Annotated in this window: 8 protein-coding genes; 4 read left to right on the forward strand and 4 right to left on the reverse strand. The window is 60.9% G+C overall.

From position 1 onward, the window contains the following. The 4 genes from lhgO (at nucleotide 1) to JBO08_RS20985 (ending at nucleotide 5,843) form a co-directional block, all read left to right on the forward strand. Nucleotides 1-1,194 (forward strand): L-2-hydroxyglutarate oxidase, encoded by a 1,194-nt coding sequence (gene lhgO, locus JBO08_RS20970; RefSeq protein WP_065876309.1) that lies wholly within the window; start codon nucleotides 1-3, stop codon nucleotides 1,192-1,194. A 58-nt stretch (nucleotides 1,195-1,252) separates the two neighbouring features. Next, complete coding sequence (locus JBO08_RS20975; protein ID WP_065881514.1) at nucleotides 1,253-2,578, forward strand: MFS transporter; 1,326 nt, start codon at nucleotides 1,253-1,255, stop codon at nucleotides 2,576-2,578. Nucleotides 2,579-2,659: 81 nt separating this feature from the next. Continuing rightward, the gene (locus tag JBO08_RS20980) at nucleotides 2,660-3,511 is read left to right on the forward strand and encodes a CAP domain-containing protein (RefSeq protein ID WP_065876311.1); all 852 of its coding nucleotides are present in this window, start codon (nucleotides 2,660-2,662) and stop codon (nucleotides 3,509-3,511) included. 151 nt (nucleotides 3,512-3,662) lie between these two features. After that, nucleotides 3,663-5,843 carry an ATP-binding protein gene (locus tag JBO08_RS20985; RefSeq protein WP_065876312.1) on the forward strand — a complete coding sequence of 727 codons (2,181 nt, stop codon included), beginning with the start codon at nucleotides 3,663-3,665 and terminating at the stop codon, nucleotides 5,841-5,843. 73 nt (nucleotides 5,844-5,916) lie between these two features. Here JBO08_RS20985 and JBO08_RS20990 read toward each other — a convergent pair whose 3' ends face one another. From JBO08_RS20990 to JBO08_RS21005, 4 genes are all read right to left on the reverse strand, one after another. After that, nucleotides 5,917-7,044 (reverse strand): diguanylate cyclase, encoded by a 1,128-nt coding sequence (locus JBO08_RS20990; protein WP_083207214.1) that lies wholly within the window; start codon nucleotides 7,042-7,044, stop codon nucleotides 5,917-5,919. Between the two features lie 90 nt (nucleotides 7,045-7,134). After that, the gene (glgB, locus tag JBO08_RS20995) at nucleotides 7,135-9,372 is read right to left on the reverse strand and encodes a 1,4-alpha-glucan branching protein GlgB (protein ID WP_220074908.1); all 2,238 of its coding nucleotides are present in this window, start codon (nucleotides 9,370-9,372) and stop codon (nucleotides 7,135-7,137) included. Continuing rightward, nucleotides 9,369-12,716 carry a maltose alpha-D-glucosyltransferase gene (gene treS, locus JBO08_RS21000; protein ID WP_220074909.1) on the reverse strand — a complete coding sequence of 1,116 codons (3,348 nt, stop codon included), beginning with the start codon at nucleotides 12,714-12,716 and terminating at the stop codon, nucleotides 9,369-9,371. The genes glgB and treS overlap by 4 nt, the downstream gene beginning before the upstream one ends. A gap of 156 nt (nucleotides 12,717-12,872) precedes the next feature. Continuing rightward, on the reverse strand, nucleotides 12,873-14,861 hold the full coding sequence (locus JBO08_RS21005; protein WP_065876316.1) for an alpha-1,4-glucan--maltose-1-phosphate maltosyltransferase: 1,989 nt from the start codon (nucleotides 14,859-14,861) through the stop codon (nucleotides 12,873-12,875). Between the last annotated feature and the right edge of the window lie 129 nt (nucleotides 14,862-14,990).

Below are 14,990 nucleotides of genomic sequence, written 5' to 3' on the forward strand. Positions count from 1 at the left end.
ATGATTCATGACTTTTGCATTATCGGCGGCGGCATCATTGGCCTGGCCACCGCAATGGAGCTGCTCAAACGCCAGCCCGGTGCCTCGTTGGTGATCGTGGAAAAAGAATCGGTGTTGGCCAAGCACCAGACCGGCCACAACAGCGGTGTGATCCACGCCGGCATTTACTACGCACCCGGCAGCCTCAAGGCCGACTTGTGCAAGCGCGGCGCCGAAGCCACCAAACAGTTCTGCACCGAACACGGCATCAAGTTCGAGGTGTGCGGCAAGCTGCTGGTCGCCTCAAGCCCGCTGGAAATGCAGCGCATGGAAGCCCTGTACGCGCGCGCCCAGCTCAATGGCATGAAGGTCGAGCGCCTGGACGCCGAGCAGTTGCGTCAGCGTGAACCGAACATCGTCGGCCTGGGCGGGCTGTTTCTGGATGCCACCGGCATCGTCGATTACCGCCAGGTGTGCGAGACCATGGCCCAAGTGATCCGTCGCAGCGGCGGCGAGATCTGCCTGGAACGCACCGTCACCGCCATCCACGAAGACACCGACAAAGTCACCGTCAGCACCCGTGGTGAAACCTGGCAGGCGCGCCACTTGGTGGTGTGTGCCGGGCTCCAGTCCGACCGCCTGGCGACCCTGGCCGGGGTAAAGATCGACCACCAGATCATCCCGTTTCGCGGCGAATACTTTCGTCTGCCGGCGTCGAAAAACAACATCGTCAATCACCTGATCTACCCGATTCCCGACCCGGAGCTGCCGTTCCTCGGCGTGCACCTGACCCGCATGATCGACGGCAGTGTGACCGTCGGCCCCAACGCCGTGCTGGGCCTGGGCCGCGAGAACTACCGCAAGTTCTCGGTGAACTGGCGCGACGTGGCGCAATACGCCCGCTTTCCCGGTTTCTGGAAAACCCTCTGGCAGAACCTCGGCTCCGGCACCACCGAGATGAAGAACTCGCTGTTCAAGTCCGGCTACCTCGCGCAATGCCGCAAGTACTGCCCGTCGCTGACCCTTGACGATTTGCTGCCCTACGAGGCCGGTATCCGCGCCCAGGCAGTGATGCGCGACGGCAGCCTGGTGCACGATTTCCTGTTCGCCCAGACCCCGCGAATGCTCCACGTATGCAACGCGCCCTCACCCGCCGCCACCTCAGCCATGCCCATCGGCGCGATGATCGCCGACCGCCTGTTCAAGCCCGAGTAACACCCGCCAATACGCGTCCATTTGACAATAACTATAAAGACCCAGAAGGAAGTACAGCATGACGGCATCAACCTCCATCCCCACCACGGAAACGCCCGAACAGACCCGCAAGCGCCTGCGCAAAGTCGCCGCTGCCACGATCTTTGGCTCAATGCTGGAGTGGTATGACTTTTACCTGTACGCCACCATGGCGGCCATTGTGTTCTCGAAGATCTTCTTTGATAACAGCGACCCGAAGACCGCCACGTTGATGGCCTTTTCCACCTTTGCCATCGGCTTCATCGCGCGTCCATTCGGCGGCATTCTGTTTGGCTACCTGGGTGACAAGTTCGGCCGCAAGCAAGTGCTGGTGCTGACTTTCTGCCTGATGGGCGTGTGCACCACGCTGATCGGCCTGATCCCCAGCTACGCCTCTATCGGCATCTGGGCGCCGATCGTGCTGGTGTTTATCCGCATCATCCAGGGCCTGGGCGCCGGTGCCGAGCTGTCCGGGGCGGCGGTGACCTCCTATGAACACGCCTCCCAGGGCAAGCGCGGCAGCCAGGGTGCATGGCCGGCGCTGGGCCTGAACCTGGGCCTGTTGCTGTCATCGCTCACCGTGTACCTGCTGACCATCAACGGCAACGAATTCCTGCTGGCCGGCGGTTGGCGCATTCCGTTTATCTGCAGCATCGTTCTGGTGGGTGTCGGCCTGTGGGTGCGCAACAGCATTCCGGAAACCCCGCAATTCAATGAGCTGAGCAAAGCAGCGACTCAGGAAAAAGCCTCGCCCCTCAAGGCCTTGTTCAAGAACGACCTGAAGGGCCTGGCCGTGGTGTTCTTCGTGGCCATCGGCTACAACGCGTTGAGTTACATCTTCAAGACCTTCTCGCTGGCGTACCTGACCCAGTTCAAAGGCGTGGATGTGCACGTCACCTCGCTGTCGGTGACCATCGCCAGCTTGATTGCTATCGTCGCCGTGCCTTGCTTCGGCTGGCTGTGCGACACGTGGAGCAGCAAAACCGTGCTGGTGCTCGGCGGGGTGTTTTCGTTGCTGTTCGCCTACCCGTTCCTGGCCCTGCTCAACACGGGCGAAAGCCTGATGATCTACATCGCCATTGGCGTGGGCACCGGCATTCTTGCGCCGATGATGTTTGCCCCCCAGGGTTCGTTCCTGAGCCGACAGTTCCCCACCCAGACCCGTTCATCAGGCTTTGGCACTGGCCGCGAAATCGGCACGGCCATCGCGGGAGGCCTGGCGCCGCTGGGTGCCTTGTCGATGGTGGCGGCCTCGGCCACGCATTCCACTGATGGCGTTGTGATCATCCTCGCCATTTCTGCAGCGCTGGTGGTGGTGTTCGCTTTGTGCGATCAGGGCCGTAAACACTCGGCATTCAAAAACTAAAGGAAAAAGTTCGGACTAACGGGTGCATGGATGCACCCGGATCGCGCATCATGGGCACTTTCAAGCTCAAGGGTAACGTCCATGCGCGTTCTGTCATTGATGATGGGTCTTACGACGCTGGCCGCCACTACGGTGTTCTGCGCCAGCGCGATGGCGAATGAAGAAAGTCAGCTAGTCCAACAGATCAACCAATACCGCAGCCAGGTGCAACGCTGCGGTGACCAGGGTTCCCAGGAACTGCCACCGCTGGCCAGCGACACGCGATTGGTGCTGCCCGCCAACAATGTGGGCGACTTGCAGCAAGCGCTGGCGCGGGCCGCGTACCCGATGGTCAACGTACAGGCCATCAGCCTGTCGGGGCCCAAGGATGCGCAGTCAGCCATGAAGGCCGTGCGCGAAAGCTTCTGCCGTGTGGTGCTGGACCCGCAATTTGTCGACATCGGCGTGAGCAACAGCGGCCAGGACTGGCGCATCGTGCTCGCCCGCCCGCTGCTGACCAGCGGCCTCGGCGATTGGCAGACCGAAGGTAAGCAATTGCTCAACCTGATCAATACCGCCCGCGCCCAACCGCGCCAATGCGGTACCCAGGCGTTTACCGCGACCACGCCATTGTCCTGGAATGAAGACCTGGCCGGCGCCGCCAACAGCCATACGCGCAACATGGCCAACGGTAACTTCTTCGACCACCTCGACCACGACGGCCGTACCCCCGGCGACCGCGCCGAACTGGCCGGGTACACCGCGAAGACCATTGGCGAAAATATCGCGGCCGGCCTGGACACCCCGCGCAAGGTCGTGGACGGCTGGCTTGCCAGCCCGGGCCATTGCGCCAACCTCATGAACCCGCAATTCCGCGAGCTGGGTGCGGCCTATGCGATGGACCCGAAGAGTGACGCAGGCATCTATTGGACGGGGGTTTTCGGCGCGCAGTAAAGGCGGTACTGGCAGATTGAAATGCAGGGAGCATCAAATTGCCATCTCATGGATAATCCCGCTGAACTGGCAGCGGCCGTTCCGGTCTGTAGCTTGGCAGCCTGATGTCTGGGGCAAATGAATAGACCGAGGCAAACAAGGTGCTCGTGCAATGATGAAATGGCTGCAAAGCAGCAGCGACATGGCTGAGCGGGTTCGCCAGCATGATTGGGCGAAAACGCCCCTGGGGCCGCCGGAGCAGTGGCCGGACGTGCTCAAGACCACTGTCGCGTTATGCCTTGCCTCGAGTTTCCCCCAATCCATCGTGTGGGGGCCTCAACTGACCATGCTGTATAACGACGCCTTCATTCCGATCCTCGGCGATAAACCCGATGCATTGGGCCGCCCGTTCAGCGAAGTCTGGCGTGAGGTCTGGGCCGATGTCAGCCCTATCGCCAACGCGGCATTCGAAGGCCGTGCCACTTACATCGAGAACTTCCCGCTGCAGATCGAGCGCGGCATGGGTGTCGAACAAGCGTACTTTACCTTTTGCTACAGCCCCATCCGTGATCCCAAGGGCAATGTGGTGGGCATGCTCGATACCGTCACCGAAACCACCGCCACCGTATTCCTGAACCGCCGCCTGGCCGTGTTGGACGCCGTGGGCAGCGCCGTGGCCAATGCCACCGATGCGCAAAGCATCATGTCGATCACTACGCGCCTGCTTGCCGAGCACCTGCAAGTTTCCAATTGCGCCTACGCCGATATGGACGACGATGAAGACGGCTTTACCATTCGTGGCAATTGGGCCGCGCCCGGCTCGCCAAGCATCGTGGGGCGCTACAGCCTGGCCTCGTTCGGCGCAAGGGCGGTGCAACAACTGCGCGGCGGTGAACCGTTGGTGGTCGAAGACAATCGCATTGAGTTCGCCCCCGAGGTTGCCGCCAGCTATCAGGCCCTGGGTGTGCTGGCGACGGCGTGCTTCCCACTCATCAAGAACGGCCGCCTGACCGCCTTGATGGCCGTGCACCACAAAACCGCCCGGGCCTGGTCGCCTTATGACCTGGCATTGGTCGGCGAAGTCACCGAGCGTTCCTGGGCGCATATCGAGCGGGTGCGTGCCGACGCCGCCGTACGCGAAGGCCTGGCCGCGTTCACCGAGCTGAACGCTACCCTGGAACAACGCGTGCAAGAGCGCACCGCCGCCCTCACCCAAGCCGAAGCCGCGCTGCGCCAGTCGCAGAAGCTGGAAGCCATCGGCCAATTGACCGGTGGCGTGGCCCATGACTTCAACAATTTGTTGACCATCATTCGTTCGTCCGTGGATTTCCTGCGTCAGCCCGGGCTCTCCGAGGCGCGACGCCAACGCTATATGGGCGCGGTTTCCGACACCGTCGAGCGCGCCAGCAAGCTCACTAGCCAACTGCTCGCCTTCGCCCGGCGCCAACCCCTTAACCCGGAAGTCTTCGATGTCGGGCAACGGGTCAAGAACATCGGCGAAATGCTCGAAAGCGTCACCGGCGCGCGTATCCATGTACAGGTGCAACTGCCAGAGCAGCCTTGCTATGCGCGTGTCGACACCAGCCAATTCGAGACCGCACTGATCAATATCGCCCTGAATGCCCGGGATGCGATGGACGGCCAAGGCACCCTGACCTTGCACGTGGCCAATGTGGACGCGATGCCGCGCATCCGCGGCGATGAGCAAGTACGCCAACCCTTTGTAACCGTCTCCTTGGCTGACACAGGCAGCGGTATTCCGGCTGACACCTTCGAGCGCATTTTCGAGCCGTTCTTTACCACCAAGGCTGTAGGCAAAGGCACTGGGCTGGGGTTGTCCCAGGTATTCGGGTTTGCCAAGCAGTCCGGCGGTAACGTTGACGTGGCCAGCCACCCAGACCGGGGCACGGTGTTTACCCTGTACCTGCCCGAAGTCGCGCCGCAGGTGACGCCCCACACACCGACACCGACAGGCCAGCCACTGCCCCAAGATACGACCCAGCGCCATATCCTGATCGTGGAAGACAACCTGGAAGTGGGCCGCTTTGCCAACCAGATCCTGCAGGACCTGGGTTACCAGACCACCTGGGCCACCGATGCCGAACAGGCACTTGCGCTGGCCGGTGCGGATGCCCTGGCATTCGATGGGGTATTTTCGGATGTCGTGATGCCTGGCATGACCGGTGTGGCAATGGTCAAAGTCCTGCGTCAACGGCGCCCGGACTTGCCGGTGGTGCTCACCTCCGGCTACAGCGAAGAGCTGGCCGAAAGTGGCTATGAAGGCGTCGAGTTCCTGGCCAAGCCCTACTCCGCCGACCAGGTTGCGCGGGCGCTGAGCAAGGCAATGCTCTAGAAGCGGATAACATCGTGCGCTTCTGTGGCGAGGGAGCTTGCTCCCTGGCCACAGTTTGCTTTGCGCCCTGCGTCTACTCCGCCACCGCCACCTGATTGCGACCTTGCGCCTTGGCGCGGTACAGCGCCTTGTCGGCGGTATGCATCAGGCCGTGCAGGTCTTGGTCCTGGGCATGGGTGGACGCCACGCCCAGGCTGGCGGTCAACCCTTGCACGGGTTCAGAGGCCAGGCTGGAAATGGCCTTGATCAGTTGCTCGGCAATACCCCGCGCCGTTTCCAGCGAAGTATTGGGCAGCAATACCGCAAACTCCTCGCCACCCACGCGCCCATATACGTCAGCTTTGCGAAAGGACGCGCTGATCACCCCGCCAATCTGTCGCAACACCTGGTCACCGGTCTGGTGGCCGTAGGTGTCGTTGATTTCCTTGAAGTGGTCCATGTCCATCATCAGCGCACACAGCGGCTGCTGGTGATGGCGGCATTGTTCATACAACCGCTGGGCATGTTCGAAAAACGCGCGACGATTCATCAGGCCGGTGAGTTCATCGGTCTGTGCGGCGCGCGTGGAGATATTGTGGGCGCGTTCCATCTGCCGGGTCAGGCGAAACGCCTTTTCCAATGCGTCGGACAACTTGCGCGTGGCGCTGACGACAAAGGTGGAGAACACCAATACGGCGATGGCCACGCCCACTTGCATCGAAGACGGCTGGAACAGCAGCCACAGCGTACAGGGCAGCAGCACCAGGCCCATGGAGGCCAGGGTCATGTAACGATAAGCCGAGTAACAGGATACCGCGCTGACCGACATGCCCACGGTAAACAACATGACCAGCACCTGGGACAGGCGATCATCCGTCGGCATCACCGCCAAGGCGCCGAGGCCCCAGATCCCGGCGGAAAACACCAGCGTCATCCAATAACGGCGCTCCCACCGATCCGGCGTGCGCTCGGCGTTGGGGCAGCGAAACCACTCTACAAACATCTTGACGCGCAACAGCGATGAGCCCGCCAACACCACCAGCCAGACCAGGATGACCTGATGGTCAAACCGGTCCCAGCAGAGCCAGCAGAGCATGACCGCTGCCAGGAAACTGCCGAGAATGGCGGCAAATGACTGCCGAAACAGCTGGTGCAAACGGTCAGTTCGCACCTGCTCCTCTATAACGCAATCCTGGTCCTGCCCACGCCCAAGGCCATTCATGAAATCCGCCTGATCTGCTGCCCTCGACAATGGCGCTATTGTGGCACCCTGCCACTACCATGGACAACAGAATCCAGCACGGTAGAGCCTTTAAAGCGTTTCTGGCCGCAGAATCAGCACCCCAAGTGGCGGCACGTTCAACCTCAGCGACAGCGGTTGACCATGAAGTGGTTCATCTTGGGTAAACACCTCGCCACCGTTCCCATAATTGGAACCTGCGTACATGTCGGCGTCGCTGTTGATCACCTCACTCCAACGCCCGCCAAACGGCACACCAACTTGATAGCCCTCACGCGGCACCGGGGTGAAGTTGGCCACCACCAGCACCGGCTTGCCGTCCTTGCTCCAGCGCAGCCAGGCATAGACGCTGTTGATCGCATCGTCGCCAATCAGCCACTGGAAGCCCTGCGGCGCGTCGTCCTGCTCATGCAGGGCCGGCTCCTCCCGATACAAGCGATTCAAATCGCCGACCAGCTTCTGCACGCCCTTGTGTTCCGCGTACTGCAGCAGGTACCAGTCCAGTTGCTGATCGTGGTTCCACTCGCGCCACTGGCCGAATTCGCAGCCCATGAACAGCAGTTTCTTACCGGGGTGCATCCACATGAATGCCAGGTAGGCGCGCAAGTTGGCAAACTTCTGCCAGCGGTCGCCGGGCATCTTGTCGATCAGCGAGTGCTTGCCGTGTACCACTTCATCATGGGAGATCGGCAGGATAAAACGCTCGGACCAGGCATACACCAGGCCAAAACTCAGTTCGTTGTGGTGATGGGCGCGGTACACCGGGTCCTGCTGGATGTAATGCAGGGAATCGTGCATCCAACCCATGTTCCATTTGTAGTTGAAGCCCAGGCCGCCCTGTTGGGTCGGCTGGCTCACCCCCGGCCAGGCGGTGGATTCCTCGGCAATCACCAAGGCGCCCGGCGCTTCCAGGGCCACCACATCGTTGAGGTGACGCAGGAAGTCGATGGCTTCGAGGTTCTCGCGTCCACCATGGCGGTTGGGCACCCATTCGCCGGCCTTGCGTGAATAATCGCGGTAGAGCATCGACGCTACGGCATCAACGCGCAGGCCGTCGATATGGAAATGCTTGAGCCAATGCAGGGCCGAGGCCAGCATGAAGCCATGCACTTCGGTGCGACCCAGGTTGTAGATCAGCGTGTCCCAATCCTGGTGGAAGCCTTCCAGCGGGTTGGCATACTCGTACAGCGCGGTGCCGTCGAATTGCGCAAGGCCGTGGGTATCCGTCGGGAAATGCGCCGGCACCCAGTCGAGAATCACGCCAATATCGGCCTGATGCAGCGCATTGACGAAATAGGCGAAATCTTCCGGCGAACCGAACCGCGCCGTCGGCGCGAATTGTGACAACGCCTGGTAACCCCAGGAGCCGCCGAACGGATGCTCCACGATCGGCATCAGCTCGATGTGGGTGAAGCCCAGTTGCTGCACGTAGGGAATCAACCGCTCAGCCAGCTCGCGCCAGTTGTATTGGCGGGCGACTTCGCCCGCCTCGTCCAGTTCGCACTGCCATGAGCCCACGTGCAACTCGTAGATCGACAGTGGCGCCGTGGATTTTTGCTTTTCAAGGCGTGACTGCATCCACTCGTGATCCTGCCAATCGACCTGCAAGGGTTCGGCAACCTTGGAGGCGGTGTCGGGTGGCAGTTGAGTGGCCAGAGCCATCGGGTCGGCCTTGAGCGGCAGGATCCCATTGGCGCCAAGTACTTCATATTTGTAGGCCGCCCCCGGTTGCAGGCGTGGGATAAAGATCTCCCACACGCCGGAAGGATGGCGCAGGCGCATCGGGTGACGGCGACCGTCCCAGACATTGAAGTCGCCCACCACCGATACGCGCCGCGCATTCGGTGCCCATACGGCAAAGCGCACACCTTGCACGCCGTCGACCGTGGTCACTTGGGCACCAAGGCAACTGCTGAGGTCGCGGTGATTGCCTTCGGCAAACAGGTAAAGGTCCATTTCACCGAGCAACAGTTGCTGGAAGCTGTAGGGGTCTTCGGTGATCTGTTCACCCCCGGCCCACTGGATTTTCAACAGGTACGCCTGGCGTGTAGCGAAGTGCCCGACAAACAACCCCGGCACCTGGCTCGCGTCCAGGCTGCCGATCTGCTCGCCACTGTCACGCGCCAGTACCTGGACGCTCAAGGCCTCCGGCAGGAAGGCGCGGATAAACTGGCCGCCGTGCTCATCATCATGTGGCCCGAGAACCGAGAACGGGTCATGGTGTTCGGCGCGTACCAGTGCGTCGACGTCCTTGGACGCCGGCAGTGCAGTCAACTTCGGTTGCAGCGGTTCTTTATGTGTAAAGCTCATGACGATTCCCCACCGCGTGCAGTTTTCGATATTGGTGTCAGCCCACTCAACAGGCCGTGTAACCCTTGCAAGGGCACCGGCAACCAGGTCGGGCGGTTTTCCGCTTCGTAAGCCACTTCATACGCGGCCTTCTCCAGGCTGAACAAGGTCAGCGCTGCGTCCTGGCCTTTGGCATCCTGCCAGTCATGCGCCAGTGTAGACGTCGCTGACTGATAGGCCTGGATAAAGGCCTGGCGCGCTTCTTTCAGGTAACGATCGGTCACACGCTTGCGCGATATGTCCGCTTCGGGCGAGTGATCCACCCCTTGTACATTCAACGCCATGGCCGCCGCGTAATCGAAGGAACGCAACACGCCGCTCACATCTTTATACGGGCTGTGCTTGCCGCGTCGTTCGTGCAGCGGCCGTGCCGGTTCACCTTCAAAGTCGATCAGGTAGGCATCGCCCTTCACCACCAACACTTGGCCCAGGTGCAAATCACCATGGACGCGAATGCGCAGCCCGCCCGCCGTGGCTTTCGCCAGGGTTTGAACATGACTGGCGATGGCCTTTTTCTGCGCCAGTAACTCACTGACCAACGCTTGATCCGCAGGGTTCAAGTGATTTTGATGCAGCTCTAGCAACTGCAGCGCGCGGTCCAGCTGGGCGCCGACATCCTTGGCCCAGGCCTGGGTGTCCTTGGCCGTAGTCACTTCAGGCTTGAAGTCTTTGTCTGTGGTCTTTGCGCCAAGCACCACGTGCATTTCACCCAGGCGCTGGCCGAGCAATCCGGCAAAGTCGGCCAGTTCGCCCAGGGCGTTGTAGTGCTGTTCCTGCTCCGAGATGGCTTCGGCAAGCTCGTCGCGGATCGCCCGTTCCAGATTGTTCTGCGTCCAGCTCCATGCATCGCCCTGGTTGCTCAGGTAACCCTGGGCAATCATCAGCAAGTTGTCTTGGCCGTCGGCGTCGCGGCGAATCACCGAACCCAGCAACGGCGAAATATTCGGGTAGTCGGCTGCGGTGAGGTAGGCGCTCATTTCCAGCTCCGGGTGCACACCGGCGCTGACTTTGCGGATCAGCTTGAGCACCAGGCCCTCGCCCACCACCACTGAGCTGTTGGACTGCTCGGCGGACAAATAACGCACTTGTGCTTCGTCCGTCAGTTGCAGCGCGTCCAGATGTTTGGTGGCCTCAAACCGCAGGTCGCCTTCGCTGGAATTGAGCACCGTGCCGGCCTGCAAGCCCTGGATCACCGCGCGGATAAAGTGCTCAAGGCTGAACGCGTCGGTCACCAGGCCCACCTCGCGTGCCCGACGCACACGGGCCATCGCGAGTTGCTGCGGCAATGCGCTGGTGAACTGGTCCTCGCCAAGGAAGCCAAACGGCAATTGATAGCGACTGACCTGACCACCCGCGGTCACCTCCAGCTCGCTGAGCAGTACCGGGTGTTGCGGGTCGCCAAAACGTACCCCATAGGCAATGCGCACGCTGTCGATAGCCGTGTCCTTGCCGGCAAACCAGCGGCGCTTGGGCAGCCAGGCCGGGAGCGCGGTCTGCTCCAGCGACATGCGGCAGGGTTCTTCCAACAATTCTTCCATACGCTTTTTCAGTACCAGTGTGGTGAAGTCCGGCATGCCTTGAACAGGCTCCACATGCCAGCTGGGCATTTGATTCTCGGCCGCCAATACAAACCAATAGAAACCATAAGGTGCCAGGGTCAGCAGGAAATTCAGTTGGCCGATGGGCGGGAAGGCATTGCCGCCGAGCATCTCCACCGGGACCATGCCAGCAAACGCCGACAGGTCCAGCTCAGCCGCCTGGGCACTGCGCGACACGTTGGCCACGCACAGGATGATCTCGTGGCGCCCGTCTTCGCCGGTGAATTCGCGGGTATACGCGAGGATGCGGCGGTTGCTCGGCGAGAGCATTTTCAAACTGCCACGGCCAAACGCCTTGGACTGCTTGCGCACCGCCAGCATGCGCCGGGTCCAGTTGAGCAACGAATGCGGGTCCTGGGCCTGGGTCTCGACGTTGACCGACTGATAGCCATATTGCGGGTCCATGATCGGCGGCAGCACCAGGCTGGCCGGGTCGGCGCGGGAAAAGCCGCCGTTGCGGTCGATGGACCATTGCATCGGCGTACGCACGCCATCGCGGTCGCCGAGGTAGATGTTGTCGCCCATGCCGATTTCATCGCCGTAATACAGAGTCGGCGTGCCGGGCATCGACAACAACAGGCTGTTGAGCAGCTCGACACGGCGACGGTCACGCTCCATCAACGGCGCCAGGCGACGACGAATACCCAGGTTGATACGCGCGCGACGGTCCGCGGCGTAGTAGTTCCACAGGTAATCGCGTTCTTTGTCGGTGACCATTTCCAGGGTCAGCTCATCGTGGTTGCGCAGGAAGATCGCCCACTGGCAGTTGGCGGGAATCTCCGGCGTCTGGCGCAGGATGTCGGTGATCGGGAAGCGGTCTTCCTGGGCCAGCGCCATGTACATGCGCGGCATCAACGGGAAGTGGAAGGCCATATGGCATTCATCGCCGTCATCGCCCTTTTTGTCACCGAAGTACAACTGCGTGTCTTCCGGCCACTGGTTGGCTTCCGCCAGCAGCATGCGGTCCGGGTAATGCGCATCGATCTCCGCACGGATCTGTTTGAGCACATCGTGGGTTTCGGGAAGGTTTTCGTTGTTGGTGCCGTCGCGTTCGATCAGGTACGGGATGGCATCCAGGCGCAGGCCGTCAATGCCCATGTCCAGCCAGTAACGCATCACCGACAGCACGGCTTTCATCACTTGCGGGTTGTCGAAGTTGAGGTCCGGCTGGTGGGAATAGAAGCGGTGCCAGAAGTACTGGCCGGCGACCGGGTCCCAGGTCCAGTTGGATTTCTCGGTGTCGAGAAAGATGATGCGCGTACCGTCGTATTTCTGGTCGTCATCCGACCATACGTAGAAGTCCCGCGCCGCCGAGCCCGGCTTGGCCTTGCGCGCACGCTGGAACCAAGGGTGCTGGTCGGAGGTGTGGTTGATCACCAGCTCGGTGATCACTCGCAGCCCGCGCTTGTGCGCCTCGGCGATGAAGCGCTTGGCGTCGGCCATGGTCCCGTAATCGCTGTGCACGCCCCGGTATTCGGCGATGTCGTAGCCGTCATCACGGCGTGGCGAAGGATAGAACGGCAGCAGCCAGATGGTGTTTACACCCAGGTCGGCGATGTAGTCGAGCTTGGCGATCAGCCCGGGGAAATCACCGATGCCGTCGTTGTTGGAGTCGAAATAGGATTTGACATGAACTTGGTAAATCACCGCGTCTTTGTACCAGAGCGGGTCTTTGATAAAGGTGGCAGCGTTGGGTTTCTTCGCCATTGGAAACTCCTGGAAATTCTGAAAAAACCGGCTGAATGAACGCGGTTTAATGTGGGAGCTGGCTTACCTGCGATAAGGGTGTGTCAGCACAGCACGTGTTGACTGATGTACCGCTATCGCCGGCAAGCCAGCTCCCACAGTTGATCTTCACTTGGCTCAGGATGTGGTGATACGCCATATTCCAAACGGCATCTGCGGATCAAGGCGCATCCACTGGGTCTTGCCGTACCAGGTCCAGCGATGGCCGTTCATCAGGTCTTCGCCCTGCGTCTCGGCATCATCCGGCAACCCCAACTCCCACAGAGGCAACTCGAAACTGGCCTCCTGCGCGTTATAAGGGTCAAGGTTGACCGCCACCAGAATGAAGTTGCTGCCATCCTCACTGCGCTTGCCGAAATACAGGATGTTGTCGTTCCAAGCGTTGTAAAGCTTCAAGCCCAGGTGCGTTTGGAGCGCCGGGTTTTGCCGGCGTATGCGATTGAGCTGAGCGATCTCGGCGATGATGTTGCCGGGGGCGGTGAAGTCTCGCGGGCGGATCTCGTACTTCTCTGAATCCAGGTATTCCTCTTTGCCTGGCACCGGCGCCGCTTCGCACAATTCAAAGCCCGAATACATGCCCCACAGGCCCGAACCCATGGTGGCCAGCGCAGCGCGGATCAAAAAGCCCGGGCGGCCTGACTCATGCAAAAACGGCGGATTGATATCCGGCGTATTGACGAAGAAATTCGGCCGGTAGCATTCGCGCCATGGCGACGCGTTCAACTGCGTCAGGTATTCGCTCAGCTCGGCCTTGGTGTTGCGCCAGGTGAAATAGGTGTAGCTCTGGGAATAACCGACCTTGCCCAGGCGCGCCATCATCGCCGGCGTGGTGAACGCTTCCGCGAGGAAAATCACGTCCGGGTATTTGGCGCGCACGTCGCTGATCAGCCATTGCCAGAACGGCAGCGGCTTGGTGTGCGGGTTGTCGACTCGGAAGGTTTTCACGCCCTCTTCCACCCAACCCACCACCACGTCGCGCAGTTCGGTCCACAGGCCTGGGATCGCGTCCGCCGCGTAAAAATCGACGTTAACAATGTCCTGGTACTTTTTCGGCGGGTTTTCCGCGTATTTGATCGTGCCATCCGGGCGCCAGTTGAACCAACCCGGGTGCTCCTTGAGCCACGGATGGTCCTGGGAGCACTGGATGGCGAAGTCCAGGGCGATTTCCAGGCCATGGTCGGCAGCGGCCTGCACCAGGCGACGGAAGTCATCGCGGCTGCCCAGTTGCGGGTGAATGGCCTCGTGGCCGCCCTCTTCGCTGCCAATCGCATACGGGCTGCCCGGATCATCAGGGCCAGCCGTCAGGGAGTTGTTCTTGCCTTTGCGGTGGCTGCGCCCGATCGGATGGATGGGGGGGAAGTACAGCACATCAAACCCCATGTCATGGATCATCGACAGCCGCGAGTGCACATCATTAAAGGTGCCATGACGCGCAGGATCGTCAGTGATCGAGCGCGGAAACAGCTCGTACCAACTGGCGAACAGCGCGGCCTCGCGCTCCACATCAATCGGGTACACAGCGCTGATGCTCAAATAGGCGCGGTGATCGGCCTGGGTCATCAGGTGTGCACTGTCTTCGTGCAGGAACTTCGCGACTTGCTCGGTTTCCAGCAGGCCGGAGAGTTCGTGGTGCAGCAGCATCAGGCGGTCGCGCAGTTCATTGTCGCTGCGTTCGGCGGCCTGCAGCACCAGGCTGCGGCCTTCCTGCAACTCCAGGCTGACCGGTACGCCGGCTTCATGCTTCTTGCGCAACTCGTAGCAGAAGCTGGCGAAGGTATCGATCCAGGCTTCAATGCAATATTCGTGGGGGCCTTGCTGGCTGACGGTGAACGCGCCCTCCCAGCCATTGTTGCCGACATCGGTCATCACCACGCTGTGCCAGCTCTCTTCCTGCAGCGGGCGCCACCGGATCAGTACGGCGAGCTTGTCATGGCCGTCGGCGAACACGGTGCTGGTGACATTGACCCTTTGACCCACCACCGCCTTGACGGCGAATTCGCCGCCGTCAATCACGGGGGTGGTGCTTTCGATAGCGATCCTGGGCAGCAACAGTGCCTGGGACAGCGGCAATATGGCGTTTTCTGGAACCTGTGTTTCAGCAGTCATCGAGCATCTTCCCCTTACGCCCTATGGACGCTCTTTGCTTGATCCGAATTCTGATGCGGCCATGCTCTCCCTGAGCAGGGCCGCTTATAGGTCCGAGCCTGCGCCGCTGTTAAAAGTTCAGGTGAATGT

It is taken from the genome of Pseudomonas sp. LAP_36 (genome assembly GCF_019456785.1).
GTDB classification, from domain to species: Bacteria; Pseudomonadota; Gammaproteobacteria; order Pseudomonadales; family Pseudomonadaceae; genus Aquipseudomonas; species Aquipseudomonas tritici.

Coding starts and splice junctions, on each gene's coding strand:
- lhgO (WP_065876309.1), top strand. CDS start 1: ATGATTCATGACTTTTGCATTATCGGCGGCGGCATCATTGGCCTGGCC.
- JBO08_RS20975 (WP_065881514.1), top strand. CDS start 1,253: ATGACGGCATCAACCTCCATCCCCACCACGGAAACGCCCGAACAGACC.
- JBO08_RS20980 (WP_065876311.1), top strand. CDS start 2,660: ATGCGCGTTCTGTCATTGATGATGGGTCTTACGACGCTGGCCGCCACT.
- JBO08_RS20985 (WP_065876312.1), top strand. CDS start 3,663: ATGATGAAATGGCTGCAAAGCAGCAGCGACATGGCTGAGCGGGTTCGC.
- JBO08_RS20990 (WP_083207214.1), bottom strand. CDS start 7,044: ATGAATGGCCTTGGGCGTGGGCAGGACCAGGATTGCGTTATAGAGGAG.
- glgB (WP_220074908.1), bottom strand. CDS start 9,372: ATGAGCTTTACACATAAAGAACCGCTGCAACCGAAGTTGACTGCACTG.
- treS (WP_220074909.1), bottom strand. CDS start 12,716: ATGGCGAAGAAACCCAACGCTGCCACCTTTATCAAAGACCCGCTCTGG.
- JBO08_RS21005 (WP_065876316.1), bottom strand. CDS start 14,861: ATGACTGCTGAAACACAGGTTCCAGAAAACGCCATATTGCCGCTGTCC.